The following is a 23921-nucleotide window of genomic DNA, read 5'->3' on the forward strand; positions in this document are numbered from 1 at the left end:
ACTCGCACTTCTGATTGAAGACATTCTGTCGGGGGATGAGCACTTTTTAGGAGGTGTTCAGCGAACGTCCAAAAGCCCCAGTGATCTACTAGAAGCTGTTGTTGCCTGGTCCCATTCTTTACGACGAGAACTGGCGGAGGTCATAACTGTGATCGAGCCCTGTGTCCGGCAAAGCGTCCTCATGAGCCTCCTGCCGAGAAAAGCCGTGGATCCCGGCTACACGGGGAGCCTCGATGCCGCGATTCTGGAACACGCAGAGCAGATCGGGATTGCGCTGCAGCCCACGCAAATCGAAACTCTGCGGAATGTTTGCATTAACATTCGAAAGTTGCGCGGAATGAGTAAAGATCAGGCTCGTCGACAGTCGAAGTCGATCGGCGAATTGCGGGTGGAGCGACATCTGTACGACATGCTTCTGAAGCGGCAGAAAGGGCGCTGCCACTGGTGCGGAGTAGAGCTTATCGCTAACGGAGTGATGGAGACCCTAGATCATCTTACGCCGAAGCACTTAGGCGATGATATTCCCGACGGGAGTAACTGGGCGCTGACTTGCTCGACCTGCAACGAGGGGAAGGCGGATTCATTCGCATGGGCGGCGACTCAATGGGCCCATGACTATTTTCACCGGGGAGATCCCGTTGGTGAGGCGGAGATTGGAGCGTACCAGCGCTGGGTTGTTCTAGCTCGCTCTCGACGTTGCTCCTTCTGTTCACTCGGGACTCGTGAGGTGGAGTTGCACGTTTTTCGAAGAGTAAGGACAGGGTTGGCAATACCCGCGAATTGCGCGGCTGCATGCATTGCGTGTGGAAGGGCGAAGAATGTCGATTTTTTGATCCCGCGGTGGGCCGCGCGGGAGCTCAGGAGGGGATCAGGCTAGTCGCCCATTTATGTCTGGGTTGAATGCACCTTCTCAAAAAGACGCTGCAGGTGGTCCGTCAGGACGGCGATGTCCTGCTTGGTGTTTTGCAGATCGTTCCAAGAGGCCGAATGACTTTCGGTGATTCTCCAGCTTCCTTCGGTCCAGGCGCAATGTGGGCGGAGTGGGAGTAGTTGCGCACAGTAGAAGGTTTGGAGGTCGATCTCCGGGATCTTGGGGAGCCCAACGTGGTCCATGATGTTACCGAGGCTTAGTATCCCGATCCCGTGTGTTAGGCGGGATTTCTTTGGGGGAAGGTTCCAAGCTTGCGCGAAAACTTCCCGTACGGCGTGCCAGAACGGGAAGAGGACGCGGCTCATGAGAGTGATCCCGCCATCGGGAGCGTCCTCGCGTCGGAGCTTGTAAAGGACGCCGTCAGAGAGGCTGTTGTCAAGCATTCGGAGTACCGAGTTGTCTTTGATGGGGCCGTGCGGGGTCGTCGGAGTCTGGATCTTGTGGTGGAATGGGGAATCTTCTTGGTGGTTCAGGTACTCGAGGAGGCGAGCCGAGAGACGGCGCTTCTGGAGCTGCGTGGGGAGGCGGGACTTGGTGTTCGGGATGAGCTCGTAGATGAGGCCTTTCGCCAGGGGTTTGGCCGAGTTCACGAGGATGAACTGTTCCGTCTGATGTTCGATGTCGTCCGTGATGAAGGCCGTCACGACCACGGGGAACCGCTTGATCTGGGCGTCACGAATGGCGGCGACGCGTTGCTGGCCGTCGACGATGCAACCCGGCTTCGGGACCTCGGTTGAGCGCGGCACAGGGATGGAGAGCATGCCCATCCGAGAGTACGGGGTTTGGAAGCTAGCTCCAGCTGCAGGTTTGAACTTCACGCGGGAGTCGAAGGCCACGATGATGCCGTTGGGCAGCATTGGTGACGGGCTTTCGAGGTAGCAGCGAATTTCCTCGACGTGTGCGATCACTTCCGGGCGCTGGTATCCCTGCAGCTTTGCCAGGCTTGAGCGGCGAAGGCGGGAGATGCAGGCGAAGGAGTGAATTTTCTTACCGTCGACGGCGAAGGAATAGAGCTTCCGGCCCTTGGACTGGCGGATCTCCATCGCGGGCACAGTGAGCGTTTCGTATGCGCTGGGCATGGCTGTATCGTCCTTGAGCAGCGGAGGGCGAAGACCGGCATGGACCTTCGTTCACTCCGATGAGCGAGAACGATACTGCGCGAAAGCGCTCCTGGAGTCAAGCCGAGAGGCGAGTCGCGGATTCGGTCGGCAAAGGCTCTTGGGCCTCAGGGATCGCTGGGACCTGCCCCGTCAGCGTTCGAAGACGCTGATAGAAGATTGCCACGTTGTGAAAGCCGCGACGACGATTGCGTTCCGCACCGCGGAAGAGGATGACGTGGTGCTTGAGGTGCCTACAGACAGCGCAGGTGCATTTCTTCCACGGGCTATCCTCGAGCACCTGGCGGGCCGACTCCGTTCGGTTGCGCTCCGGGTCGTGAATCTCTTCGTAAGCTCGCAAGGCCTTCAGGACCGTGACGAGCGAACGTCCCCCAGCGTCGTACTCTTCGAGGCGACGCAGACACAGTTGTTCAGCCTTGCGGGTCTTGTCGTAGTCCAGTTCGCCCGAGCGAATGCGAGCTTCCAGGCGAAAATTACCCTGGACTTGGGGGACCCGTATCGCCGTGTAAGTCCGCTCGAGCGTGTGGTAATTGTCTTTGTCGTCCATGAACGCTTGGCGAAGCGGCGAAGTGCTGTCGATGCTCGCCACGCCCAAACTCTCGAACGTCGGCAGGCTAGCGAAGCGGGTGACCCCGAGTAAATGGATTTTCGTCGCAGGCAAGCGAATTTCGGCCACTGCGCGGAGGCAACTCAGGATTTCAGGGGTTTTGAGCGGCACCATGCCCCCCAGAGCGATGTACCGATAGCCCATCTTCTGCAGGGCGGCGAAGGCGTGCGCGTACGAGGACGGGCTCCACCCCTGCGCAATACCTATCGGCGTGAAGGGAAGCTTGTTCTTCTTGTGCGTCGAGTGGAACTCGGCAGCGAGCTTCAGGGTGAGTTCCTGGCGGGCGCGGACATTGGGCGGGACCGCAGAGCCGAAGAGATCAGCATCCCATTGCGGCTTGTAATCAATAATCACGTGATCGACGGCAAATCCGTAGTCAAAGCCGCACTTGACGTAAAAGTTGATGACGTCATCGACAGAGAACGGGGGCTCGTCCTCCTTGACGTAAGTGAACGCTCCGCAATCACCCATGCACTCGATGGGGCCCCACGGATGGTCTTTGAGACGGAAGAACTCCTTGACGCCCTCTCGCAGGATTCGCCGCTGCTGGTTCTGCGTGTACTTTGCCTGACTGTTGGCCCCGGTGCCCTCGACGATGGCCTTCGAGACCAGCAGGCCATCGAATACCCGCTCTTGCCCACGGAAGACCTCGTGAGCGTAATGGTCGTCCTGGTGCCGGATCCGTTCTGGGTTGCGGGTCTCCCGCTGGAAGTCAAAACTGGGGTCGACGAGGTCCTGGCTGTCGGGGAGGAAGTACTTCATTGAGTGGTTCCGGAACGGATCTCTTCCGCGATTTCGCTGTGCAGCCGGCGAAACCGGCGCTGTTCACAAGCGCGGCCGCTGGCGCGCAAGGTGCGCAGCAGGCCCGTCCAGCCGGCCTTAGGCTCCTTCGCCAACTCGCCTCGGATGAAGGAGACCACGTCCTCGTCGGTCATGCGGGCACGGTCGTGTTTCTCGGGTTTTGGGGTGTCCGCCACGAGGGTTTCATACTGCGCGCGTAGGTCCGCTGTCGAGAAGTGCGTCTGTAGCGCCCCAGGTTGCTTGAGAAGGTTTAGCGCGGTGCGCGCATGTAAGCCTTGCATGGTGCCTCCCCAGGCGCTCTGCGTGCGTGCATCGATGACGAGCACGTTGTCTCGCAACGGGGTGTGCTCCCAGCCGGCTCCGCTTGTGATGATGGTCAATCGCTCAGGATGTCGCAGGCACCCGAGTGCCTGGACGAGGTCTTCGCGCATCGCCTTCGCGTAGTCGGGAGAACACAAGAACAGGTAATTGGCCCGTGGAGATTCCTCAGCCAGGCCCCGCAGGGTCGTCGGTCCCTCGCTCGACTGGCGCAGGCGTCCCAAGGCAGACCACCATGCTTGGTTGTAGCCCACCCGGTCTTCCCTGTGGCCCAACGAGACCTGGTCGGGCGAGCCCTCGGAGAAGGTGCATGAGTACGGGTTGATGGGTGTTCGCTCAGACAGAAGGCCGTAGCCTGCCGAGGCGATCCAAAGGTCTACGCGCCAACCTGCCTGACGAACCTGCTTCGAAAGGTCCTGGACAAGTTTCCAGTGCTCTCCTGCGTAGACGCGCGAAGCCGGCTCGCGTAGTAGCGGCATCGCCGCATCCAGTCGAGCCCACCACTTTGCGGCGCGCGCGCTCGCATCACTCGGAGGGATCTCTCTCAAGCGGAGGTCGCTGGAGATCTCACCGCGCTTCCGTTCCGTGCAAGTGGCCACGATGTTGAGGTGGGGCGCTGGGAGCGACATCGGCGTGGGAGAGCTGTCGACGAGTGCCATGCAAGTCCCGTGAGCGCAAGCATAAAGTCGAGGTTGCTCTTCTGGCCGAAGAGACAGGGCGCAAGGGACATGTCTCTAGGCCGCTAGAAATGGCCCGCGGTATCCTCACGCGTGATGGCCGACGATCCCGAGGCGCGAAGGGTGTCCGAGCTGCTCGACCGGATCACGCGCGGCGAGCTCGGCGAGGCCGAGGCCGAGGAGCTCGAGCTGTACGCGCAGAACGACCCGGAGCTGCGGGCGGCGATCGAGGCGCGGACCCGCCAGGCGGCGCTCGGCGGCGGCTGGCTGGCGCGGGTCGAGGCGGACCACCGGATCGCGCGCGCCGAGCGATCGCCGCGGGTGCTGCTCGAGCGCGGGCTCGCCGGGCTGCTGGTGGTGGCCGGGTGGCTGGCGTGGGCCGCGGCGCCGGCGCTGGGCCCGGGGATGGTCGTGGCCGGCCTCGGGCTGCTCGTGTACTCGTGGATCCGCGTCAACCACCGCCAGGACCCTTACAAGGACATTCAGCGATGACCAGCACCCCCGCCGTCCTCCACGCCGCCGACCTCGCGCACCGCCGCGCCGGCGAGATGCTCGTGACCACCACCGAGTCGGTCGTCGGGTTCCGCGTCGTCCGCGTGCTCGGCCTGGTCCGCGGCAACACGGTCCGCACCCGCAACCTCGGGCAGGACTTCCTCGCCGGGCTGCGCAACATCGTCGGCGGCGAGGTGACGCAGTACACCGCCATGCTGTCGCAGAGCCGCGAACAGGCGCTCGACCGCATGCGCGCCGAGGCGCTGGCGCTCGGCGCCAACGCGATCATCGCCATGCGCCTGACGACGTCGACGGTGATGGCGGGGGCGGCCGAGATCCTGGCCTACGGGACGGCGGTGCTCCTCGCGCCCGAGGAGTGACGAAATTCGCGGCTGCCCGTCAAAGCATGTGCTTGTGACCATGGTGGAAAGGACATGTTGAATCGAGCATGTCCATGCATACCTGGCGCGGAAAGCATGGTGACAGGAGCATGGCCGTAAGAACTTGTCGAATCGGACATGTTCGATGGGACATGTGCGAAAGGCAGCGAGCGACCGCGGCGAGCGGCGAAACAGAGCGGCGTGGCGGGGCCTCCCGCGCGTGAGCGGTCCGTTCGGGCCGGGAGCGGCGGGGTGGAGCACGTGCGGCGGCACGCTCGCGCAGAAGAGCCGTTCGAGGGCCTGGAAGGGCGCTCGGGCGGGCGGGGCGAGCCGTCTCGTCCGGAATGCGCGCGGCATCGGTCAGCCAGTCGCAGGGAGATGGCGTCCGCTGCGGGGCGCGAGCGCAGCGAGCATGGCGGGCGGCGCCTCCGCGGGCGGTGTTCGCAAGGATCGAGACGCTCGCGTCGGCGGCCTCCGCTGGCCGGATGACGAGGCGACGGACGACCCTGCCCGAGACCCAGGCGACGTGTATTTCGAGGGGGGGGCCGGCGAGCAGGCCGTTCGCCATACGCGAGCCGCGTCCCGCGGCCGGAGCCGAGCGCGCCGCCACCCGGGCGCGGCCCGGCTCGCGGAGTTGTGGCATCCTGCGCGCGTGACCTACGCCGCCTGGTTCCAGTGCTTCCGCGGTTGTCCCGGCCGATTCGGGCTCACCGAGGTGATCTATCGCTGCCCGCAGTGCCACGGCCTGCTCGAGGTGCAGCACGATCACGCGGCGCTGCGCTCGCGCTCCCCGGCGGCGTGGATGCGGCTGTTCGACGAGCGCTACGGGCGGACGCAGTGGCCGTTCGGCAGCGGGGTGTGGTCGAAGCTCGAGTGGGTGCTGCCGCAGATCGAGCCGAGCAACGTGGTGTCGCTGTTCGAGGGCAACTCGAACCTGCTGTGGGCGGAGCGCTACGGCAAGTCGATCGGGCTCGACGATCTGTGGGTGAAGCAGTGCGGGATCAGCCACACCGGCTCGTTCAAGGACCTCGGCATGACGGTGCTGGTGTCGGCGGTGAAGCAGGCGATCGCCGAGGGCCGGCCGATCCGCGCGGTCGCGTGCGCGTCGACGGGCGACACGTCGGCGGCGCTGGCGGCGTACGGGGCGGCGGCGGGGATCCCGGTGGTCGTGCTGCTTCCGGCCGGCAAGATCAGCGCGGCCCAGCTGATCCAGCCGGTCGCCAACGGAGCGATCGTGTGCAGCCTCGACACCGACTTCGACGGCTGCATGCGCGTGGTCCAGCGGCTCACCGAAGACCCGAGCATCTACCTCGCCAACTCGATGAACTCGCTGCGGGTCGAGGGCCAGAAGACGGTGGCGCTCGAGATCGTGCAGCAGTTCGACTGGGAGGTGCCGGACTGGGTGCTGATCCCCGGCGGCAACCTCGGCAACGTGTCGGCGCTGGCCAAGGGGTTCGAGATGATGCTCGACCTCGGGGTGATCGCCCGGCTGCCGCGGATCGTGTGCTGCCAGGCGCAGCAGGCCGACCCGCTGTACCTGGCGTTCGCGCGGGCGCAGGCGGAGGGCCGGCCGCTCCGCGAGGAGGACTACGCGCCGCAGCAGGCCCGCTCGACGCTGGCGTCCGCGATCCAGATCGGGGCGCCGGTGTCGCTGCCCAAGGCCGTGCGCGCGCTGCAGCGCTGCAACGGGCTGGTCGAGGAGGCCAGCGAGGCCGAGCTGGCCGACGCGGCGGCGCTCGCCGATCGCTCGGGCATGTTCAACTGCCCGCACACCGGCGTGGCGCTGGCCTGCCTGCAGAAGCTGGCGAAGCGCGGGGTAATCGGCCGGCGCGAGCGGGTGATCGTGATCTCGACGGCGCACGGGCTCAAGTTCACCGAGTTCAAGGCCCGCTACCACGAGGGCAAGCTCGAGTTCCCCAGCACGCACGCCAACCAGCCGGTGCCGATGGGCAGCGAGCCCGACGAGGTGGTGGCGGCCCTGCACCGCGTGCTCGACGCCCGGGCGGGGTAGGCGCACGAGCGTTCATCGGTGGATGCCGGGACCGGCGCGGATCTGCGTGCCCGGCCCCGGGCACGGGTCGCGGTGTGTCTCTGAGGACAGGCGAACATGGCCTGTCCTTCAAGCCATGTGGCGGCTCGCTCAGGCGAGCAACTTGTTGAGCTCGTCGTTGACGCGGTCCTCGACGCGGCCCCTGAAGGCGCGCAGCAGCAGCGGCAGGGTGACCTGCACGCGGACGTGCGCGTCGTCGACGCTGATCGTGCCGGTGGTGCCCCTGGCGGGGCCCTGCGGCGCGTTGAAGGCGAGGTCGTCGCCTCTCCACTGCCAGCGGATGTCGAACTTGGCTTCGAGGCGCCTGGCGAGCGCCTCGGTGCGCTCGCGCGCCGCGGCCTTGCCGAGCGGGTTCGCGCGACGGATGTCGATCTGGGCCATGACTCTACCTCCGGACCACAGAGCAGGATGAACGGGGGGCCGCGACCTGTCCAGGCGGCGCCTGTGGTGCGCCTGTCCGAAGGGGCAGGCCGTGACGGAGGCGGCGCGAGGAACGGGGGTGGTCGCGGGCGCCGGCACGGGGTCGTGGGCGTCGCCGGTTGCACGCGGAGCGGTCGGCCGCTCCGCCGCGCGGGCTCGGGAATGCGCCCGCCGGGTTCGCGCGTGGTGGGGGGCATGCGCGCCTGGCTCCTGATCGTTTCGCTCCTGCTCTCCGCCTGCGCGAGGCCGACGCCCGCGGTCGCGCCGCCGATCGCGGCCGGGACGAGCAGCCCGGCCCCGCAGGTGGTGGAGCGCGTCGACGGGTCGGCGCAGCCGCTGTTCGCGGCGGCCCAGGTCGAGGGCGTGTTCGTCCTGCGCTCGCTGACGACCGGCGAGCAGATCGTGACCGACGCGGCGCTGGCGGGGACCGGGGAGCTGCCGGCGTCGACGTTCAAGATCCCCAACGCGCTCATCGGGCTCGAGCGCGGGGTGCTGGCGGGGGCCGACGCGACGCTGAAGTGGGACGGCGTCGAGCGAGCGGGGCCGCCCGCGTGGAACCGCGATCACAGCCTGGCGTCGGCGCTGCGCGACTCGACGGTGTGGTTCTTTCAGGAGGTGGCGCGCCGGGTCGGGCCGGCGGCGATGCACGCGTCGTTGCGAGCGTTCGCCTACGGCAACGCGGACATCGGCGGCGGCATCGACCGGTTCTGGCTGCAGGGGGCGCTGCGGATCTCGCCGCGCGAGCAGGTCGAGTTCATCAGTCGGCTGCACCGTCGCGAGCTGCCGGTAGCGCGTGAGCACATGGCGCTGGTCGAGCACATGCTGACGCGAGCGCAGGCTCCCGGCTGGTCGTGGCGCGGCAAGACGGGGCTGACCGCCCATGAGGGGCGCGCGGTGGGCTGGCTGGTCGGGCTGGCCGAGCGCGACGGCACGACCTGGGCGTACGCGCTGCTGCTACGCGCGCCGGAGGCCGAGGAAGAGCGCCTGGTCCCCGTGCGCGCCGAGCTGACGCGGGCGCTGCTGATCCACTACGGAGCGCTGCCGGCCGAGGCGGGACGCTGAGGGGCGCGGGCCGTCCCCGGGCGGACGTGCGCTTGGGGACAGGTCGCGGCGAGGAGAGATGCGCTCGAAGACAGGTTGCGCGGCCGGGGCTCAGCCCGTATCTCGGAGCCGGGCTCACGAGGCGCGCGCGGGGCGGGTGATGGCGAACGTCGGGCAGGTGTCGGCGTCGTTCCACAGCCACCGCTGCGGGCCGGCGGCGGACTCGCGCAGGCGGTCGTCGACGGCGCGCCATAGCTGCTCGAGGTTCGGGCGCAGGAGGCAGGTCGCGGCGAACTGCGACGGGTCGGCGAGGTCGCGCCAGATCTGCTGGCAGTAGGCGAGCAGGTCGTTCTCGTAGAAGCGGACCAGCGGGGCCGACACGAGCGGGCCGCGGTGCCAGCGGCGCAGGCCGCCGGCGAGGGCGCGGCCGAGCTCGAGCAGGAGCGGGCGCGGGACCAGGTGCGTGAGCAGCAGGTGCTTGCTCAGGTCGTGCTGCACGCCGAAGAAGTGGTAGTCGCGGCCGGCTCGTACGCGCCGCGGCTCGGGCACGCGCAGGCGGGCGGCGGCGGCCAGCGCGGCGTAGTAGGCGCCGGCGCCGAGGGCGAGCGGGAGCTCGCCGCGGAGGTTGCCTTCGAGCCATGTCCGTTTGTTCATGGCCGAAGAGGCAGCTTGGTAGTAGCGCGGGCGCGGGCCGAGCGCGGGCGCACGCGCGGCCAGGCTGGCCGGGGCAGGGGCGCCGTCGATGACGCCGCGCGCGTCCCAGGTGAACCCGAGCCGCTGCAGGTAGGTGCGCACGGCCGGGTGGCCGCCGAGGACGTCGACGCGGCCGACCACGGCGGCGTGCGCGGGCGCGTCGTGGGCGGGGAAGCGGAGCAGGAGGCCGTGGTCGTCGCGGACGAGCGCGGGCGCGACGCCGAAGCGACGGCGGTAGGCGGCGAGGAACGGGCGCAGCAGGGCGGCCTCGGCGTCGGGACCCGCCGGCTCGGGCAGCGGCGCGGTGGCGACGTCGAGGAGCATGCGCGGCGAGCGAGCGTCAGCGCACCGGGACGAACTCGTCCCAGCCGTAGCGGCGGAGGTAGTTGCCCCACACGCCCTCGCACACGCGATCGTAGCGGCAGCTCGCGCACTCGGGCCGCTTGTGGCGGGCGCTGTCGTCGAGGTCGGCGCGGCGCACGGCGACGAGGCCGCCGTCAGGGCCGGAGCGCCGCTCGGCCAGGCGCTCCGCAGGGATGAGGTCGGTGTGGACGGCCACCGGCGGCTCGAAGTGGACGTAGTCCTCGACGTAGCCGCGGTTGTGATCGGGCAGCCGGGTGGTGGCGCAGAGCGGGATGTCGACGAAGAACGCCTGCACCTGCCGCTCGCGCGCCGACGCTTGGTGGAGGAAGGCCTCGGCGGCCGCGGCGATCTCGGTGTAGGTCGGGAACAGCTGGTCGAAGAAGGTGTTGGCCCGGCCGTTCGCCTGCATGACGTTGAACACGACCTGGTCGACGCCGCGCTCGCGCAAGAACACGTAGATGTCGTGGAGGTGCGGCAGGTTGCGCTTGGTGACGACCGTGCTGGTGTGCAGCGCGACGCCGAGGCGCTTGTAGCGGGCGATGGTGGCGATCCCGCCGACCGTCTGCTCGAAGCTGCCGGGGGTGCGGGTGAGGCCGTCGTGCAGCTTGGCGGTGTGGCCGTGGATGCTGACGTAGACCTTGTTGAGCCCGGCGGACAGGAGCAGGCGCGCGTAGCGGTCGTAGCTGAGCGCGCGGCCGTTCGTCATCATGCTGATCTGGCGCGCACCTGCCTCTTTGGCCATCTTCACCCAGACGGGCAGCCGCTGGTTGGTGGTCGGCTCGCCCGAGGTGAAGCACACCTCCTCGAAGGCGTCGTGCTGGCCGAGGATCCAGCGCACCGTCTCGTCAGTGGTGGCGGAGTTGACGACGTAGCGGCCGTCGCGGTCCTCCTCCATGCAAAAGATGCAATTGTTGTTGCACACCGCGCCGGTCAGGATATGCACCCGCGGCGCCTTGCCGGCGATCCGCGCCTCGATCGCGCCGCTGGCGGGCGGGCGTTCACCAGGAGCCGTGGGAGCCGTGGGATCCATGCGAGCCGTGCGAACCGTGCGAGCCGTGCGAGCCGTGCGAGCCGTGCGAGCCGTGCGACGCGTGGCCCGGATCGCCGGGCGCGAAGGTTGCCGCGGCGACGAGGTCGCCGCTCGGCACGCCCGTCTCGGCGTACTCCAGCGCCTTGTCCGAGATCTCACGGTGTTCGGGCCCAAGCACGGCGCTGGCCTTCTTGCGAAAGGAGACGAGCTCGTCAGGATCAGGGGCGGCCATGGCTGCACCATAGCCGAACCTCTGCGCGCCCGCAGCACGAACCAGTGAGCTCGCGCGGGGCCGGTGCGAAGCGGCGGTAGCACCAAGCGAGCGGCTCCAGATGCGGCGTCGCCGACAACTTGACACCGCCGGGCCCCGCCCGTAGCGTCCCAGAAAGGCTCTTCTCATGCAGATTCGGGTACTCTCCCTCGCGCTGTTGGTCGCCGCGGGCTCGATGTCCGGCTGCAGTGACGACTTCCAGCTGCCCAACAGCTCCGGCGTGCCGACGGCCCCGGACGGCAGCAGCACCTCGACCACGACCACGGGCGAGACGCCGACGACGTCCACGCAGGGAACGACCGCCGCGGAGACCACCGCGGTCGATCCCACCGTCGAGCCGACGAGCTCGACGACCGACCCGTCCGGCGGCGGGATGTGCAACATCTACGACCAGGACTGCCCCGGCGAGCAGAAGTGTACGGCGTACGCGAGCCCCAACACGTTCATCCCCGAGGGCATCAAGTGCGTGCCGGTGCCGGACAACCCGAAGGCCGCGCATGAGCCGTGCAGCGTCGGCCCCGAGGGCCTCGGCGACGACAACTGTGCGCTCGGCACGGTCTGCCTCGACCTCGACTACGACGGCAGCGGCTTCTGCCTGCCGTACTGCACCGGGGACTCGCAGAACCCGATGTGCGAGGGCAACGACACCACCTGCGTGAAGCTGTTCTTCGGCTACGACTTCGGCAATTGCTTCAAGCAGTGCGACCCGCTGCTGCAGAACTGCGCCGAGGGCGAGGGCTGCTACATGGACGCGATCAAGGTCGGCGGCACCGGCTTCGTGTGCCTGCCGGTCGTGCAGGGCGGGGCCGAGGCGACCTTCCAGGACACGTGCATCGGCTGGTCGTCGTGCGCGCCGGGGTTCGCCTGCGTCTACGACTCGCTGGTGCCGGAATGCACGTTCTCGTACTGCTGCACGCCGTGGTGCGACCTCTCCGAGGGCGACGGCCCGTGTCAGGACCTCGACGAGAAGATGTCGTGCATCGCCTGGTACAGCCAGGGTCAGGCTCCGCCGGGGTTCGAGAACGTCGGGGTCTGCGGGATCCCGGAGTAGCGGATCCGGTCGAATTCGGCCGGCGCCCGCGCATTTTACGCTGAGAAATCAGCGTTTGGGCCTGGGAAAGGCGGGAACGCGGCGAAATTCAGGGTTTTCGCGCGATCGTTGGCGAATTGGCGTGAGTCGGTAAAGCTGCCGTAAACTCACCGCCCGGGCCGTCCCGGCGGTGTATCAAAATGCCCGCCGGGGGCCACTGCGGCCCCCCACGGAGGAGACTCAGATGCCAATGTCTCGGACAACCATCCTCACCCTGCCGACGCTGCTCGCGCTGTTCGCGACGCAGCTCGCCGCCTGCGCGCCGACCGTGTTCGACGACGCGACGGCGCTGGCCGTAGTCGGGGACCCGCCGCCGCTGCCGGCGCCGCCGCCGCCGCCACCACCGCCGGAGCCGGAGCCGGAGCCGCCGAAGCGCGTGGTGGTCGAGGACAACAAGATCACGATCACCGAGAAGATCCAGTTCGACCTCGACAAGGCGACGATTCGCCCCGAGTCGGACGGGCTGATGGCCGAGATCATCTCGGTCATCAAGGAGAACCCGCACATCAAGAAGATCGCGATCGAGGGCCACACCTCGAGCGAGGGCACCGACCGCCACAACCTCAAGCTGTCGGACGCGCGCGCCAAGGCGGTGATGGACTACCTCGTGAAGAAGGGTGAGCTGCCCAAGGAGATGTTCACGGCCAAGGGCTACGGCGAGACGCGCCTCATCGCCGACGAGTCGACGGAGGAGGGCAAGGAGAAGAACCGCCGCGTCGAGTTCAACATCGTCGAGCAGGACGTGACGAAGAAGAAGGTCGAGATCGACCCGAAGACCGGCCAGAAGAAGGTCGTCGAGGAGTCGACGTCGACCGTCGCCAACCCGTCGCCCGAGACGCCGAGCGAGGCCGCCGCCGGTGGGGCCGACGCGCCCGCGCCCGCCGCCGACCCGGCCAAGGCCGCCAAGTAGAAGGGAGCCACGAACATGCGCACTTCCACGATCCTCTGCTCCCTGTTCGCCGCCGCGATGGCGACCGCCTGCTCCGGCGTCAAGCGCGACGCCGAGACCTACCGCGCCGACACCCGCACGCTGCTCGAGACCAAGAACAGCGCGGTGAAGGACTGCTACGACCAGCAGCTCGTCGACGACCAGAACGTCGGCGGCGAGGTCCTGGTCCGCTTCAAGGTCGAGAAGAAGACCGGCCGCCTGTACGACGTCGCCGTCGACCCCGCCGGCACCCAGGCCCCCGAGGCGCTGCAGCAGTGCATCGTCCGCGCGATCGACGGCCTGGTGCTCGACCCGGTCGACCGCCGCGAGGGCGTCGCCTCGTACAAGTACACGTTCAAGGCCAACCCGCCGAAGCAGCTCTGAGCGCGCTCGCCGGGCGATGTGCGGCCGTCAGGATGGGCCCTGGCGGCCGCCGTCGCGAGCGCGCCCGGGCGGGGCGTCCGCGAGCGGGACGGCTCGACGAGCGGAGCTGCGAGGCGGCCGCGCGGGCCGGCTCGGACGCGGATGTCCTGGAGGGCATGTTTTACCAGACATGTGCCCTGGGAAATGTCCCTCGGGACATGCCCGGAAGAGCACGTCACCCGAGGGCGCTGCGGGGGTCCCACAGGGTGTCGGCGATCAGGTGCAGCACGCCCTGCTCGCGCTGCAGGCGGCCGCTGACGCCGAGGATCTGGGCGGTGCGGCCGATCAGGCCGTAACGCTCCCAGACGCTGGCCCAGACGATGATGCTGAGCATGCCGGTCTCGTCCTCCAGCGTGTAGAACGTGACGCCGCCGGCGGTGGGCGGGCGCTGGCGGCAGGTGACGGCGCCGACGTAGTCGACCAGGCTGCCGTTCGGCAGGCGGGCGACGGCGGCGGCGCCCTCGATGCCGATGCGGCGCAGGGCGGGGCGCCACTCCGACAGCGGGTGGCCGCGGGTGCTGTGGTGGGTGCGACGGTAGTCCCAGAGGATCGCCTCGCCGGCGGTCAGCGGGGTGAACAGCGTCTGCTGGGCCGGCGGCGGGGCCGCCTCGGGCAGCGGCAGGGCGTCGCCGCGGGCGGCCGCGAGCCCGCGGACGCGCCAGATCGCGGCCCGGCGGTCGAGGCCGAAGCCGATCAGCGCGCCGGCCTCGGCCAGGGCGTGCAGCGCGGCGGCCGACAGGCGGGTGCGGCGGGCGAACTCGTCGAGGCTGGCGTAAGGGCCCGGTGCGCCCTCGAGCGCGGCCCGGTCGAGCACGCCGAGGCCCTTGACGTAGCGCAGGCCCATGCGCAGCGCGACCTTCGAGCTGTCCTCCGGGTCATGCTCCAAAGTGCAGTCCCAGGCGCTCTTGCGGACGTCGATCGGGCGGACCTCGATGTTGTGGCGCTGGGCGTCGGCGACCAGGGTCGAGGGGTGGTAGAAGCCCATCGGCTGGGCGTTGAGCAGGGCGCAGGTGAAGGCCGCGGGGTAGTGGCGGCGCAGCCAGGCGGTGGCGTAGGCGATCAGGGCGAACGAGGCGGCGTGGCTCTCGGGGAAGCCGTACTCGCCGAAGCCGCGGATCTGGGCGAACACCCGCTCGGCGAACTCGCGATCGATGCCCTTTTTGGCCATGCGCTCGACGATCCGGTCGTGGTGCGGCTCGATGCGTCCGGGGCTGCGCCAGGCGGCCATGTCGCGGCGCAGCTGGTCGGCCTCGCCGGGGGTGTAGTCGGCGGCGAGCATGGCGAGGCGCATGACCTGCTCCTGGAACAGCGGCACGCCGAGGGTCTTGGCGAGCACGCGCTCGAGGCTCGGGTGCGGGTAGACGGTCGGCTCCTCGCCGTTGCGGCGGCGCAGGTAGGGGTGGACCATGTCGCCCTGGATCGGGCCTGGGCGGACGATGGCGACCTCGATGACGAGGTCGTAGAAGGTCCGGGGGCGCAGGCGCGGCAGCATCGCCATCTGCGCGCGGCTCTCGATCTGGAACACGCCGACGGTGTCGGCCTCGCACAGCATGTCGTAGGTCTCGGGGTCCTCGGCGGGGATGGTGGCCATCGACAGCTCGCGGCCGTGGTGGACGCGGATGAGCTCGAGGGCGCGGCGGACCTGCGCCAGCGCGCCGAGGCCGAGCAGGTCGACCTTGAACAGGCCGAGGTCCTCGACGTCGTTCTTGTCCCACTGGACGATCGTGCGCCCGACCATCGCCGCCGGCTCGATCGGGCACAACGTGTCCACAGGGTCATGTCCCAAGAGGAAGCCGCCGGGGTGGGTGGCGGCGTGGCGCGGGAAGTCGAGGATCTCGCGCGAGAGGCGGAGCAGGTGGCCGTGCAGCGGGATGTCGGGGTCGATGCCGGCGGCCTTGAGCATGGCGGCGTCGAACTCGGAGCTCCAGGCGCTCTGCAGCTTGGCGGCGCGGTCGAGCAGGTCGGGCGCGGCGCCGAGGGCCTTGCCGACGTCGCGGATCGCCGAGCGCGGGCGGTAGCGGATGAAGGTCGCGACCATGGCGGCGTTGCGCCGGCCGTAGCGCTGGTAGACGTGCTGGATGACCTCCTCGCGCCGCTCGTGCTCGATGTCGAGGTCGATGTCGGGCGGCTCGGCGCGCTCGCGGCTGATGAAGCGCTCGAACAGCAGGTCCATGCGCACGGGGTCGATCGCGGTGATGCCGAGGCAGAAGCAGACGGCCGAATTGGCGGCGCTGCCGCGGCCCTGGCACAGAATCTGCTGCGAGCGGCAGAACTGCACCAGCTCCCACATGGTCAGGAAGTAGCCGCCGTAGTCGAGCTCGTCGATGAGGGCGAGCTCGCGGTCGAGCTGGGCGGCCACGGCCGGCGGCACCTGGCCGCGGTAGCGCTCGCGGGCGCCGCGGAAGGTCAGCTCGCGCAGCCACGCCGAGCCGGAGGTGCCGTCGGGCAGCTCGCCGCCGGGGTAGCGGTAGCGCAGCTCGGCGAGCGAGAAGGTGCAGCGCTCGGCGACCTCGAGCGTGCGCGCGAGCGCGGCCGGGTCGTCGCGGAACAGCGCGGCCAGCTGCGCCGGCGACTTGAGGTCGTGCTCGGCGTTGGCCCGCAGCTGCGCGCCGGCCTGGGCGATGCTGACGTTGCGGCGGATGCAGGTCAGGACGTCCTGCAAGGGGCGGCGGGCGGCGTCGTGGTAGAGCACCTCGGTGCCGGCGACCACCGGGACATCGAGCAGCTCGGCGGCGGCGCGCAGGCGAGCCTCGAGCGGGGCCTCGGCGGCCTCGCGGTGGCGGGCGACGAGGGCGTAGAGGCGGCCGGCGAACGGCTCGCGCAGGGCCGGCAGCATGTCGGGGTCGAGCGCGAGGGCGATGAGCTCGCGGCCGTGCTCGGGCAGGTCGGCGAGCCGGACCCGGCTGTGTCCCTTGGGACAGGACATGCGCCCGCGCGACAGCAGGCGGCACAGGTCGGCGTAGGCGGCCCGGGTCGGCGCGAGCAGCAGCAGCGGGCGCCCGGGCGGCGGGGCGACGGGGCGGGGCCGCTGGGCCGGGCGGCCGCGGCGGTCCTGCTTGGGCGGGGGCGTGTGCTGACCTTTTAAACCTGTCGATTTGGACATGCTTGCATGGGCATGTCTCTTCAGATAGTCTTCATGGGTCATGTCCTGAGAGACATGTTCGTCGGGCTCGTCGGGCGGGACCTCGGGGGCGACGCCGAGCAGATCGTCGGGGTCGCCGATGGTGACCTGGGCGCCGCAGATCACGGGGAAGCCGAGCTTCTGGGCGGCGACGTGGGCGCGCACGAGGCCGTAGACGCCGTCGCGGTCGGTCAGGGCGAGGGCCTGGAGGCCGTGGGCGTGGGCGGCGGCGACCAGCTCGTCGGGGTGCGAGGCGCCCTCGAGGAACGAGAAGTTGCTCTTGACCCACAGAGCGGCGGCGCGGACGGTCATCGGCCCGGCTCTCAGTCGAGGATCCCGTGGATGTACCAGCGGTCGCGCGGGCGGTCGTAGAACAGCCAGGCGATGTCGCCGTGCGAGGTCTCGGCGAAGTAGTAGTCGCGCTCGACCTCGCGGGCCCACCAGCCGCCGCTGATCCGGTACGGCCCGGCCATGCGCACCACGGCGCCGCGGACCAGGCCGCTGGCGGCGAGCCAGTGCTCGTCGGCCTCGTCGCGCCGCGGCAGCGGCACCGGGCGCGGGAGCAGGCGCCGGCACAGCGGCGGGGCGGCCAGGGCCTCGTGGTGGTTGGCCGGAAGGTCATGGACGATCGGACATGTCACTTCGGACACGGGCTCCCAGGCGAAGCTGGCCTCGGGGAGGTGGGCGGAGCGGAGGGTGGCGCGGGTGACGGCCTGCTCGCCGAAGGCGGCGCGGACGCGGGCGAGCGCGCGGGCGGCGGCGGCGAGATCGCGGCCGCGACCGCGCAGGAGGGCCAGCTGCTCGGCGCGGGCGCGGGCGCCGAGGCCGACGAGGACGGCCCGCTGGACCGGCGCGGCGAGGGTGAGGCCGTCGAGGCGCAGGCGCAGGAGGTCGAGCAGCTGCAGCAGATCGTCGGGCTCGGCCTGCAGCGGGGCGGCCGGCTCGACGGTGGTGACGACCGGGTCCTCGTGGTCGAGCTCGAGGGTGAGGCGGAGCTCGACGAGGGCGTCGCCGCCGGTGCACACCTGGCGTAAGAGACAGGCGATCGGCTCCTTGAGCGCGAACAGCAGCCGCTCGCGATCGTCGTCGGGCGGGTCGATCTCGAGCGCGACCTCGGGCGGATCTTCGGGCTGCGTGGGCCGCAGCGGGGCGTGCTCGCGGCCGGAGGCGCGGGCGTGGAGGGCGGCGGCGGCGCTGCCGAGGCGGGTCCGCACGTCGGCCGCGGGCAGGGCGAGGAAGCCGCCGAGGGTGGTGATCCCGAGCTTCTCGAGGGTGTCCTGAAGGACAGGCGAGAGGTCGAGCGCGGCGAGCGGGACCGCGCCGACGCGGGCGGCCTCCTCGGCCGGGCTGGCGAGCACGAGCGGGGCGGTCAGCGAGCCGTGGCGGGCCAGCGCGAGGGTGTGGAAGCGGGTGAAGCCGACGGCGACGCCGGCGGCGTAGCCGAGCGCCTCGAGGTCGCGCCGCAGGCCGCCGGCCCAGGTCGGGAGATCGCCCTGCAGCCGCTCGAGGCCGGTCGGGTCGAGCCAGAAGGCGCCGCGCGGATCGAGGCACGGCTCGACCCGCGGGGAGCGGCGCAGCAGGGTCCGCAGCAGCTCGTCGGCGGCCTCGTCGAGGATGTCCTCGGGGACAGGTTCGGCGTGGAGCTCGGGCACGAGGCCGCGGGCGGCGGCGCAGCGCATGCCGCGGGCGACGCCGCGGCGCCGCGCGGCCTGGCTGGCCCACAGGACCTCGGCCTGCGGGCCCTCGCGGCGGAGCACCGCGACCGGGGCGCCGCGCAGCTCGGGCCGCCGCCGCAGCAGGACCTGCAGCGGAAAGGCCGGCAGGTGGGCGCAGGCGAGGCGCGTGGGCGCGGGCGGGGACGAGCTGGCCTCGGGGACAGGTGCCGGGGCGCGCATGAGCCCGGCGCCCGCGGACGGGGACGAGCTGGCCTCGGGGACAGGTGCCGAACCGCGCGCGGGCCTGGCGCTCGCGGGCGGAGCGTCGAGGAAGAGCGCGGGCTGGGACGGACGGGCCATGAGCGAGACGCGAGCCGGCGGAGCGCGAGCGAGCGCGAGGATGAGAGCGAAGGAGCGAGGCGACGCCGTGCGGATCGAGGGCGAACGTGGAGCGAAGGAGCGCGGCGAGCTTGCGGAGCGAGGGCGAGGCGAGGCGCCGCTGGCGACGCGAAGCGAGGGTGGAGCGGAGGGGAGCGAGCGGCGACGCGGCGAAGCGAGAGCGGTGATGCCGAGCCGTTCGATGCGGAGGCGCGTCAGGCCAGACCCCAGGGGCCGCGGCGGAGCTCGCTGGCGGCGAGGCGCGGGGCGGCGCCCTTGTGCTTGAGGACGTCGGGGCGGACGGCGAACAGGCCGGCGCCGCGGCGCTCGCGACGGGGCTGGAGGCGCAGGCCGACCATCGGCCCCAGCGAGTCGCGCTGGGCCGAGCGGCGGGTCAGGACGACGACGCGGCAGCCGTGCGCGCGCGCGAGGCCGGCCAGGCGCGCTTGCCAGGCGCTGCCGTGCAGTCCGCGAGGACAGGTCCGAACGGCCATGCCCTCGGGGACATGTCGATCTCCCGCCGGGATCTTGTCGCTCGCGTCCGCGCGAGGCGGCGGCGGGGCGCTGAGGTCGAGGACGCACAGGCCGTAGCCGCCCGAGCGCAGCAGCAGCTCGGCGGCGCGGGCGATGCCGGCAGGGCCGCGATCTTCGGGGATGTGGATGACGATCAGGGCGTCGAGGTCGACGCCGGAGTCGGCCAGATCGGGCGGGAACAGCGGGCCGCCTGCCGGCTGGATCCACACGGTGGTCTCGCCCTCGAGCTGGGCCTGTCGGACCAGCGCGACGGCGGTGGTGAGGCGCGCGGCCGCGGCCCCGCCCGAGACCTCGATCAGCTTGCCGGGCGCGGCCAGGGAGACGAAGGAGGCGGGCGAGGCGACGCTCTCGGTCGCCGCCGAAGCTGTCCCTTCGGCCAGCTCGTCACCCGTCCTCTCTTCCTCTTCAACCCCCCGCAGCGCCACGACCGACATGCGACAAAGTTACTGAACATCCAATCAGAATCAAAGAAATTTGTGTGTGCTGCATTACGCTCGGAACCGACCAGCGCGGATCGGCGCACCTGCGCGAGGGTGCGCAGCGCGGATGTGCTCGCGCATCGATCTGGTCGAAGAGACAGGTGGAAAAGCGCGCGCGGACGCGTGGTAGAACCTGCGGCCGATGGCAGGAGACCACTCGACCGCGCACATCATCCAGTCGCTCGTGGCCAACTTGCTGATCTCGGTGGCGAAGGGCGTGGCGGCGGTGATCACGGGCTCGGGCGCGATGCTCGCCGAGACGCTGCACTCGCTGGCCGACTGCGGCAACCAGCTGCTGCTGCTGCTCGGCGTGCGCATGAGCCGGCGGCCGCCGAGCGAGAAGCACCCGCTCGGCCACGGCCGCTCGCTCTACTTCTGGTCGTTCATGGTGGCGCTGCTGCTGTTCTCCGGCGGCGGGGTGTTCTCGCTGTACGAGGGCATCCACAAGCTCGGCCATGCGGGCGAGGTGGAGAGCGTGGAGGTCGGCTTGGCGGTGCTGGCGCTGTCGCTGGCGATCGAGGGCTGGGCGACGCTGAAGAACATCGTCGAGATGAACAAGCGCCGCCGCGGCAAGCCGTTCTTCCAGTACCTGCGCGACAGCAAGGACTCGGACCTGGTGGTGGTGTTCGGCGAGAACGCGGCGGCCTGCCTCGGCCTCATCTTCGCGCTGCTGGCCCTGCTGCTGGCGAGCGTGACCGGCGACCCCCGCTGGGACGCGATCGGGACGCTGGCGATCGGCGTGGTGCTGATCGGCGTGGCGGTGTTCCTCGCCATCGAGGTGAAGTCGCTGCTGGTCGGCGAGTCCGCCGACCCCGAGATCACCGCGGCCGCCGGGGCGCTGGCGGTCGAGGACCCGAAGATCACGCGGGTGCTGCGACTCATCACGGTGCAGCAGGGCCCCGGGGAGGTGCTGGTCGCTCTCAAGCTCGGGTTCGCCGCGGGGATGACGGTCGAGCAGGTGGCGGGGACGATCAACGAGTTCGAGACGCGCCTGCGCGGTCGCTGCCCCGAGGTGAAGTGGTGCTTCGTCGAGCCCGACATCCCGCGCACGTGAGGCGGGCGCGACCCGAAAAGGGCGCACGGTCCGGACCCTGACGGGCCGCAACGCCGGTGGCGCCGCGTGACGCCGCGTCACTCGCGGCCGGTCTCGAACACGAGGCGCCGCGCGAACTCCCCCTCGACCAGCGCGGCCGCGGCCTCGGCCAGCTGGGCGACGCGGTCGCTGCGATCGCCCCGGGCGAGGTCGCGGATCCGGTCGAGCAGGGCCCGGTAGGCGGCGAGCAGCGACTCGCGCGTCTCGGCCAGGCTGTCCGAAGGGGCAGGCGGGACGACGGGTGAGGTGCCCGAAGGGGCAGGGGCTTCGGCGGGCGAGGTGGCCGAAGAGGCAGGTGGGACGGGGGTGTCCGAAGGGACAGGTGCTGCGAGGGCGGAAGGCTCGGGGGCGGGACGGGCAGGCTCGGCGGCGTCGGCCAGCGTGGCGGCGGTCCGGGCTCTGGAGGACACGACCGAGCGGGCGGTGGCCTCGGTCGGCTGCTCGCTCTCTGCCGGGCGGGTCGCGGCGGTCGGGTGCGGGGCGGCGGGCGTCGTGAGGGGGTCCATCGTCTCCAGCTCGTGGTCGTGCATCCCGGGCCTCCGTGGGCAGGTCGCGCCGAGCGGGACGGGTCGCTGTCGGCGACGCTCGCCCGCGGCGCGGCGGCGTGTCAGCGGGGACCAGCGTTCCCCGGCGGGGCTGCGGGTGTCAACGTTCGATCGGGCGCGCGCGGACGCTGTCGCGAACGCGCGCCGCGGGCCCGACCGCGCGCAGACTGTCTCAAGAGACAGGTCATGCGGGCGCGGGGGAGCTCGCGGCGGAGCCGGACGCGCCGCGGCGGTCGCGGACGAGTTCGGTCGCGGACGGGCGGGGCACCCGGACGCCGATGCGGCGGCGCGTGCGGTTTTCGCTCGCGGCGGCGTCGGCTATAGTTCGCGCGCCGCTGGCAGCCCGTGGCGGGCGGCGCAAGGAGAGTCTCATGTCTGAAGCGGTTTCTGGCGCGATCCCTCGCATCGGCGAAGTGGCCCCCGATTTCGTGGCCGAGACGACGCAGGGCGTCATCAAGTTCTCGGAGTGGCAAGGCGGCAAGTGGGTGGTGCTGTTCTCGCACCCGGCCGACTTCACGCCGGTCTGCACGACCGAGCTCGCCGAGTTCGCGCGGCGCAACGACGAGTTCGTCAAGCGCGACACCAAGCTCATCGGTCTGTCGATCGACTCGATCCACAGTCACATGGCGTGGCTGCAGAACATCAAGGAGCGGCTGGGGGTCGAGATCCCCTACCCGCTGATCGCCGACATCGACATGAAGGTGGCGCAGAAGTTCGGCATGCTGCACCCCGAGGCCAGCAGCACCGCCACGGTGCGCGCGGTGTTCTTCATCAACCCCGACCGCAAGGTGCAGGCGCTCGTCTACTACCCGCTGACGAACGGCCGCAACATCGACGAGGTGCTCCGCCTGCTCGACAGCCTGCAGACCTCGTCGAAGCACTCGGTGGCGACGCCCGCGAACTGGCGCCCCGGCGACAAGGTCATCATCCCGCCGCCGCGCAACGTCGAGGCCCTGCAGCAGCGGATGGCCCGCACCGACATGGAGCACGTCGACTTCTATCTCGGGTTCAAGCAGCTCGAGAAGCCGGCGTCGTAGCGTCCGGCCCCGCCTGCTCGTCGGCTTCCGGCCTCCCCTTGAAGGAAGCCGCGGAGGGGCGGGCAGGCGCCCCGGGTCAGAACGGGACCGAGAAGGCGAGGCTGCCGAGGCGGGCGTACGGCCCGAAGCGGTAGCCCTCCGAGTAGAAGACGTGGTTGTAGGTGGCCTGCACCCACGCGCCCTTGAGCCAGTGGAGGCCGCGCACCTTGGCCAGGCCGTCGAGCTCGACGGTCAGCTCGATGCCGGGCGTGTGCGAGTGGAACTTGGTCATCTTCGGGTCGGCGGTGCGATAGATGGAGTCGCTGCCGTAGTTGCCGTCGGCGCGCCAGAAGTAGGCGCCGGTCTGCGTGTAGAAGCGGTAGCGCAGGCGCAGGATGACGCGCCGCAAGAAGCGGACGTGGGCCCGGACTTCGGGGGCGTGGGCGAGGATGGCCCAGTCGTCGGCGTAGAAGCGGTAGCGGCCCTCGAGCACGAGCGGCGTCTTCGGCACGGCGTAGCGGAGGAAGCCGCTCAGGGCGAGGCGCCGGCGCTGGCGCGGGTGCGACTCGTCGAGGCCGTCGCGGACCTTGCGGTACGGGTTGTCCTGCGGACCCTTGGAGTAGATGCCCTCCGCCAGCACGCCGCCGAGCAGCCGGCGAGTGAGGGCGTGGGTGTACCCGATGCCGAGGTAGTGGACCTGCAAGAGGTTGGACGCCCGGGCACCTGTCTCCGGGGACATCTCCTCGAGGTTCATCCGGCCGCCCGTCCACGGGATCGCGCGACCGCCGTAGAGCTGCAGCACGGAGTCGAGGTTGGCCATGTACTGCAGGCTGACGGTGCCGGCCCGGTTGAAGACGTCGCGCGCGCCCCCGAGGCCGAAGCTGCGCGAGATCCAGTCGCTCTCGGTCGAGTAGCGGAAGAAGCCGCCGAACGACCACTCCTTGAGTCGCGCGGCGGCCCGCAAGGTGCCCTCGTGGCGGAACTCGGTGAAGAGGAAGTCGCCGCCGGTGACGGCCGCCGCGCCGGCGCCGATCGAGGCGGAGGTGACGGCGTCGAGCAGGTACTCGGCGCCGATCGTGAAGCGCTCGTCGGGGAGGTCCTTCTCGACGTAGACGACCGGCGCGAGCACCCGGGTCGAGGTCTCGCGGTAGTAGTTGCCGCGCACGGTGACGCGATCCTCGGCCGCGAGGTCGCGGGCGACGAGGAGCGAGACGAAGCAGGCGAGGACGACTAGCCGCAGCCGCATCCGCCACCTGCGGCGCCGTGGCCGCCGAACCCGCCCTCGCGCGCCGATTCGACGTGCGACTGGAACTTCTCCTCCATGCCTTCGACGGCAGGGTTCATCTCGGGGCGGCTCAGGACCTCGCGCTCGGAGGGACGAACGGTGGCGCAGCCGGCCGGGAGGGCGACTGCTGCGAGGACGAGGGCGACGAGGCGCGCGGGTCCGGCGAACATCGGCCCGACCTT

General features: G+C 70.2%; 24 protein-coding genes. 10 read left to right on the forward strand and 14 right to left on the reverse strand.

Annotated elements, in window-relative coordinates; genetic code table 11:
* Nucleotides 1-118: 118 nt before the first annotated feature.
* Nucleotides 119-442, reverse strand: coding sequence for a hypothetical protein (locus NAEX_RS53570; RefSeq protein WP_245914018.1), 324 nt, complete (start codon nt 440-442; stop codon nt 119-121).
* Nucleotides 443-475: 33 nt separating this feature from the next.
* Between NAEX_RS53570 and NAEX_RS54850 the strand changes: the two genes are divergently transcribed.
* Complete coding sequence (locus NAEX_RS54850; protein WP_420814190.1) at nt 476-877, forward strand: HNH endonuclease; 402 nt, start codon at nt 476-478, stop codon at nt 875-877.
* A gap of 8 nt (nt 878-885) precedes the next feature.
* On the opposite strand, the gene dbpB is transcribed toward NAEX_RS54850, so the two are convergent.
* The 3 genes from dbpB to NAEX_RS49240 all read right to left on the reverse strand — a co-directional run bounded on the left by dbpB (nt 886) and on the right by NAEX_RS49240 (nt 4434).
* Nucleotides 886-2010 carry a DGQHR domain-containing protein DpdB gene (gene dbpB / locus NAEX_RS45845; RefSeq protein ID WP_096334244.1) on the reverse strand — a complete coding sequence of 375 codons (1125 nt, stop codon included), beginning with the start codon at nt 2008-2010 and terminating at the stop codon, nt 886-888.
* Nucleotides 2011-2107: 97 nt separating this feature from the next.
* Nucleotides 2108-3418: a tRNA-guanine transglycosylase DpdA gene (gene dpdA, locus NAEX_RS45850; RefSeq protein ID WP_211302633.1), complete on the reverse strand. Its 1311-nt coding sequence runs from the start codon at nt 3416-3418 to the stop codon at nt 2108-2110.
* Complete coding sequence (locus tag NAEX_RS49240) at nt 3415-4434, reverse strand: hypothetical protein (RefSeq protein ID WP_143140171.1); 1020 nt, start codon at nt 4432-4434, stop codon at nt 3415-3417. Before NAEX_RS49240 ends, dpdA begins: the two co-directional genes overlap by 4 nt.
* 114 nt (nt 4435-4548) lie before the next feature.
* Between NAEX_RS49240 and NAEX_RS45860 the strand changes: the two genes are divergently transcribed.
* The 3 genes from NAEX_RS45860 to thrC all read left to right on the forward strand — a co-directional run bounded on the left by NAEX_RS45860 (nt 4549) and on the right by thrC (nt 7335).
* On the forward strand, nt 4549-4944 hold the full coding sequence (locus NAEX_RS45860; RefSeq protein WP_096334246.1) for a hypothetical protein: 396 nt from the start codon (nt 4549-4551) through the stop codon (nt 4942-4944).
* Nucleotides 4945-5000: 56 nt separating this feature from the next.
* Nucleotides 5001-5324: a YbjQ family protein gene (locus NAEX_RS45865; RefSeq protein WP_096334472.1), complete on the forward strand. Its 324-nt coding sequence runs from the start codon at nt 5001-5003 to the stop codon at nt 5322-5324.
* A 652-nt stretch (nt 5325-5976) separates the two neighbouring features.
* Complete coding sequence (gene thrC / locus NAEX_RS45870) at nt 5977-7335, forward strand: threonine synthase (RefSeq protein WP_245914020.1); 1359 nt, start codon at nt 5977-5979, stop codon at nt 7333-7335.
* Nucleotides 7336-7464: 129 nt separating this feature from the next.
* Here the strand turns inward: thrC and NAEX_RS45875 are convergent, their stop codons facing one another.
* The gene (locus NAEX_RS45875; RefSeq protein WP_096334248.1) at nt 7465-7755 is read right to left on the reverse strand and encodes a polyhydroxyalkanoic acid system family protein; all 291 of its coding nucleotides are present in this window, start codon (nt 7753-7755) and stop codon (nt 7465-7467) included.
* 234 nt (nt 7756-7989) lie between these two features.
* Here NAEX_RS45875 and NAEX_RS45880 point away from each other — a divergent pair, with 234 nt between their 5' ends.
* Nucleotides 7990-8856, forward strand: a complete 867-nt coding sequence (locus tag NAEX_RS45880; RefSeq protein WP_170136599.1) for a penicillin-binding transpeptidase domain-containing protein — start codon at nt 7990-7992, stop codon at nt 8854-8856.
* A 114-nt stretch (nt 8857-8970) separates the two neighbouring features.
* Here the strand turns inward: NAEX_RS45880 and NAEX_RS45885 are convergent, their stop codons facing one another.
* From NAEX_RS45885 to hxsA4, 3 genes are read right to left on the reverse strand one after another with little or no spacing between them, the layout of a single operon-like run.
* A complete protein-coding gene (locus NAEX_RS45885; RefSeq protein ID WP_096334250.1) occupies nt 8971-9852 on the reverse strand; it encodes a hypothetical protein in 882 nt (293 codons plus the stop codon).
* A gap of 16 nt (nt 9853-9868) precedes the next feature.
* A complete protein-coding gene (gene hxsC4 / locus NAEX_RS45890) occupies nt 9869-10921 on the reverse strand; it encodes a radical SAM protein HxsC4 (RefSeq protein WP_096334251.1) in 1053 nt (350 codons plus the stop codon).
* Nucleotides 10890-11153 (reverse strand): His-Xaa-Ser repeat protein HxsA4, encoded by a 264-nt coding sequence (hxsA4, locus tag NAEX_RS52615; protein ID WP_100792712.1) that lies wholly within the window; start codon nt 11151-11153, stop codon nt 10890-10892. The genes hxsC4 and hxsA4 overlap by 32 nt, the downstream gene beginning before the upstream one ends.
* 166 nt (nt 11154-11319) lie before the next feature.
* On the opposite strand from hxsA4, the gene NAEX_RS45900 reads away from it, so the two are divergent.
* The 3 genes from NAEX_RS45900 to NAEX_RS45910 all read left to right on the forward strand — a co-directional run bounded on the left by NAEX_RS45900 (nt 11320) and on the right by NAEX_RS45910 (nt 13594).
* The gene (locus NAEX_RS45900; protein ID WP_143140170.1) at nt 11320-12243 is read left to right on the forward strand and encodes a hypothetical protein; all 924 of its coding nucleotides are present in this window, start codon (nt 11320-11322) and stop codon (nt 12241-12243) included.
* A 229-nt stretch (nt 12244-12472) separates the two neighbouring features.
* Nucleotides 12473-13192, forward strand: a complete 720-nt coding sequence (locus NAEX_RS45905) for an OmpA family protein (RefSeq protein ID WP_096334254.1) — start codon at nt 12473-12475, stop codon at nt 13190-13192.
* A 15-nt stretch (nt 13193-13207) separates the two neighbouring features.
* Nucleotides 13208-13594: a hypothetical protein gene (locus tag NAEX_RS45910; protein ID WP_100792711.1), complete on the forward strand. Its 387-nt coding sequence runs from the start codon at nt 13208-13210 to the stop codon at nt 13592-13594.
* Between the two features lie 214 nt (nt 13595-13808).
* On the opposite strand, the gene NAEX_RS45915 is transcribed toward NAEX_RS45910, so the two are convergent.
* The 3 genes from NAEX_RS45915 to NAEX_RS45925 all read right to left on the reverse strand — a co-directional run bounded on the left by NAEX_RS45915 (nt 13809) and on the right by NAEX_RS45925 (nt 19755).
* A complete protein-coding gene (locus NAEX_RS45915) occupies nt 13809-17066 on the reverse strand; it encodes an error-prone DNA polymerase (protein WP_096334256.1) in 3258 nt (1085 codons plus the stop codon).
* Between the two features lie 11 nt (nt 17067-17077).
* A complete protein-coding gene (locus tag NAEX_RS45920) occupies nt 17078-18769 on the reverse strand; it encodes a Y-family DNA polymerase (protein ID WP_096334257.1) in 1692 nt (563 codons plus the stop codon).
* 233 nt (nt 18770-19002) lie between these two features.
* On the reverse strand, nt 19003-19755 hold the full coding sequence (locus NAEX_RS45925; protein ID WP_096334258.1) for a recombinase A: 753 nt from the start codon (nt 19753-19755) through the stop codon (nt 19003-19005).
* Nucleotides 19756-19942: 187 nt separating this feature from the next.
* Here NAEX_RS45925 and NAEX_RS45930 point away from each other — a divergent pair, with 187 nt between their 5' ends.
* On the forward strand, nt 19943-20854 hold the full coding sequence (locus tag NAEX_RS45930; RefSeq protein ID WP_096334259.1) for a cation diffusion facilitator family transporter: 912 nt from the start codon (nt 19943-19945) through the stop codon (nt 20852-20854).
* Between the two features lie 77 nt (nt 20855-20931).
* Here NAEX_RS45930 and NAEX_RS54190 read toward each other — a convergent pair whose 3' ends face one another.
* Nucleotides 20932-21423 (reverse strand): hypothetical protein, encoded by a 492-nt coding sequence (locus tag NAEX_RS54190; RefSeq protein ID WP_096334260.1) that lies wholly within the window; start codon nt 21421-21423, stop codon nt 20932-20934.
* A gap of 386 nt (nt 21424-21809) precedes the next feature.
* Here NAEX_RS54190 and NAEX_RS45940 point away from each other — a divergent pair, with 386 nt between their 5' ends.
* Nucleotides 21810-22475, forward strand: coding sequence for a peroxiredoxin (locus tag NAEX_RS45940; RefSeq protein ID WP_096334261.1), 666 nt, complete (start codon nt 21810-21812; stop codon nt 22473-22475).
* 76 nt (nt 22476-22551) lie between these two features.
* Here the strand turns inward: NAEX_RS45940 and NAEX_RS45945 are convergent, their stop codons facing one another.
* Nucleotides 22552-23700, reverse strand: coding sequence for a DUF3570 domain-containing protein (locus tag NAEX_RS45945; protein WP_096334262.1), 1149 nt, complete (start codon nt 23698-23700; stop codon nt 22552-22554).
* Nucleotides 23685-23909 carry a DUF4266 domain-containing protein gene (locus NAEX_RS45950; protein WP_096334263.1) on the reverse strand — a complete coding sequence of 75 codons (225 nt, stop codon included), beginning with the start codon at nt 23907-23909 and terminating at the stop codon, nt 23685-23687. Before NAEX_RS45950 ends, NAEX_RS45945 begins: the two co-directional genes overlap by 16 nt.
* Nucleotides 23910-23921: the final 12 nt, after the last annotated feature.

Source organism: Nannocystis exedens (assembly GCF_002343915.1).
In the GTDB taxonomy this organism is placed as follows: Bacteria; Myxococcota_A; Polyangia; order Nannocystales; family Nannocystaceae; genus Nannocystis; species Nannocystis exedens.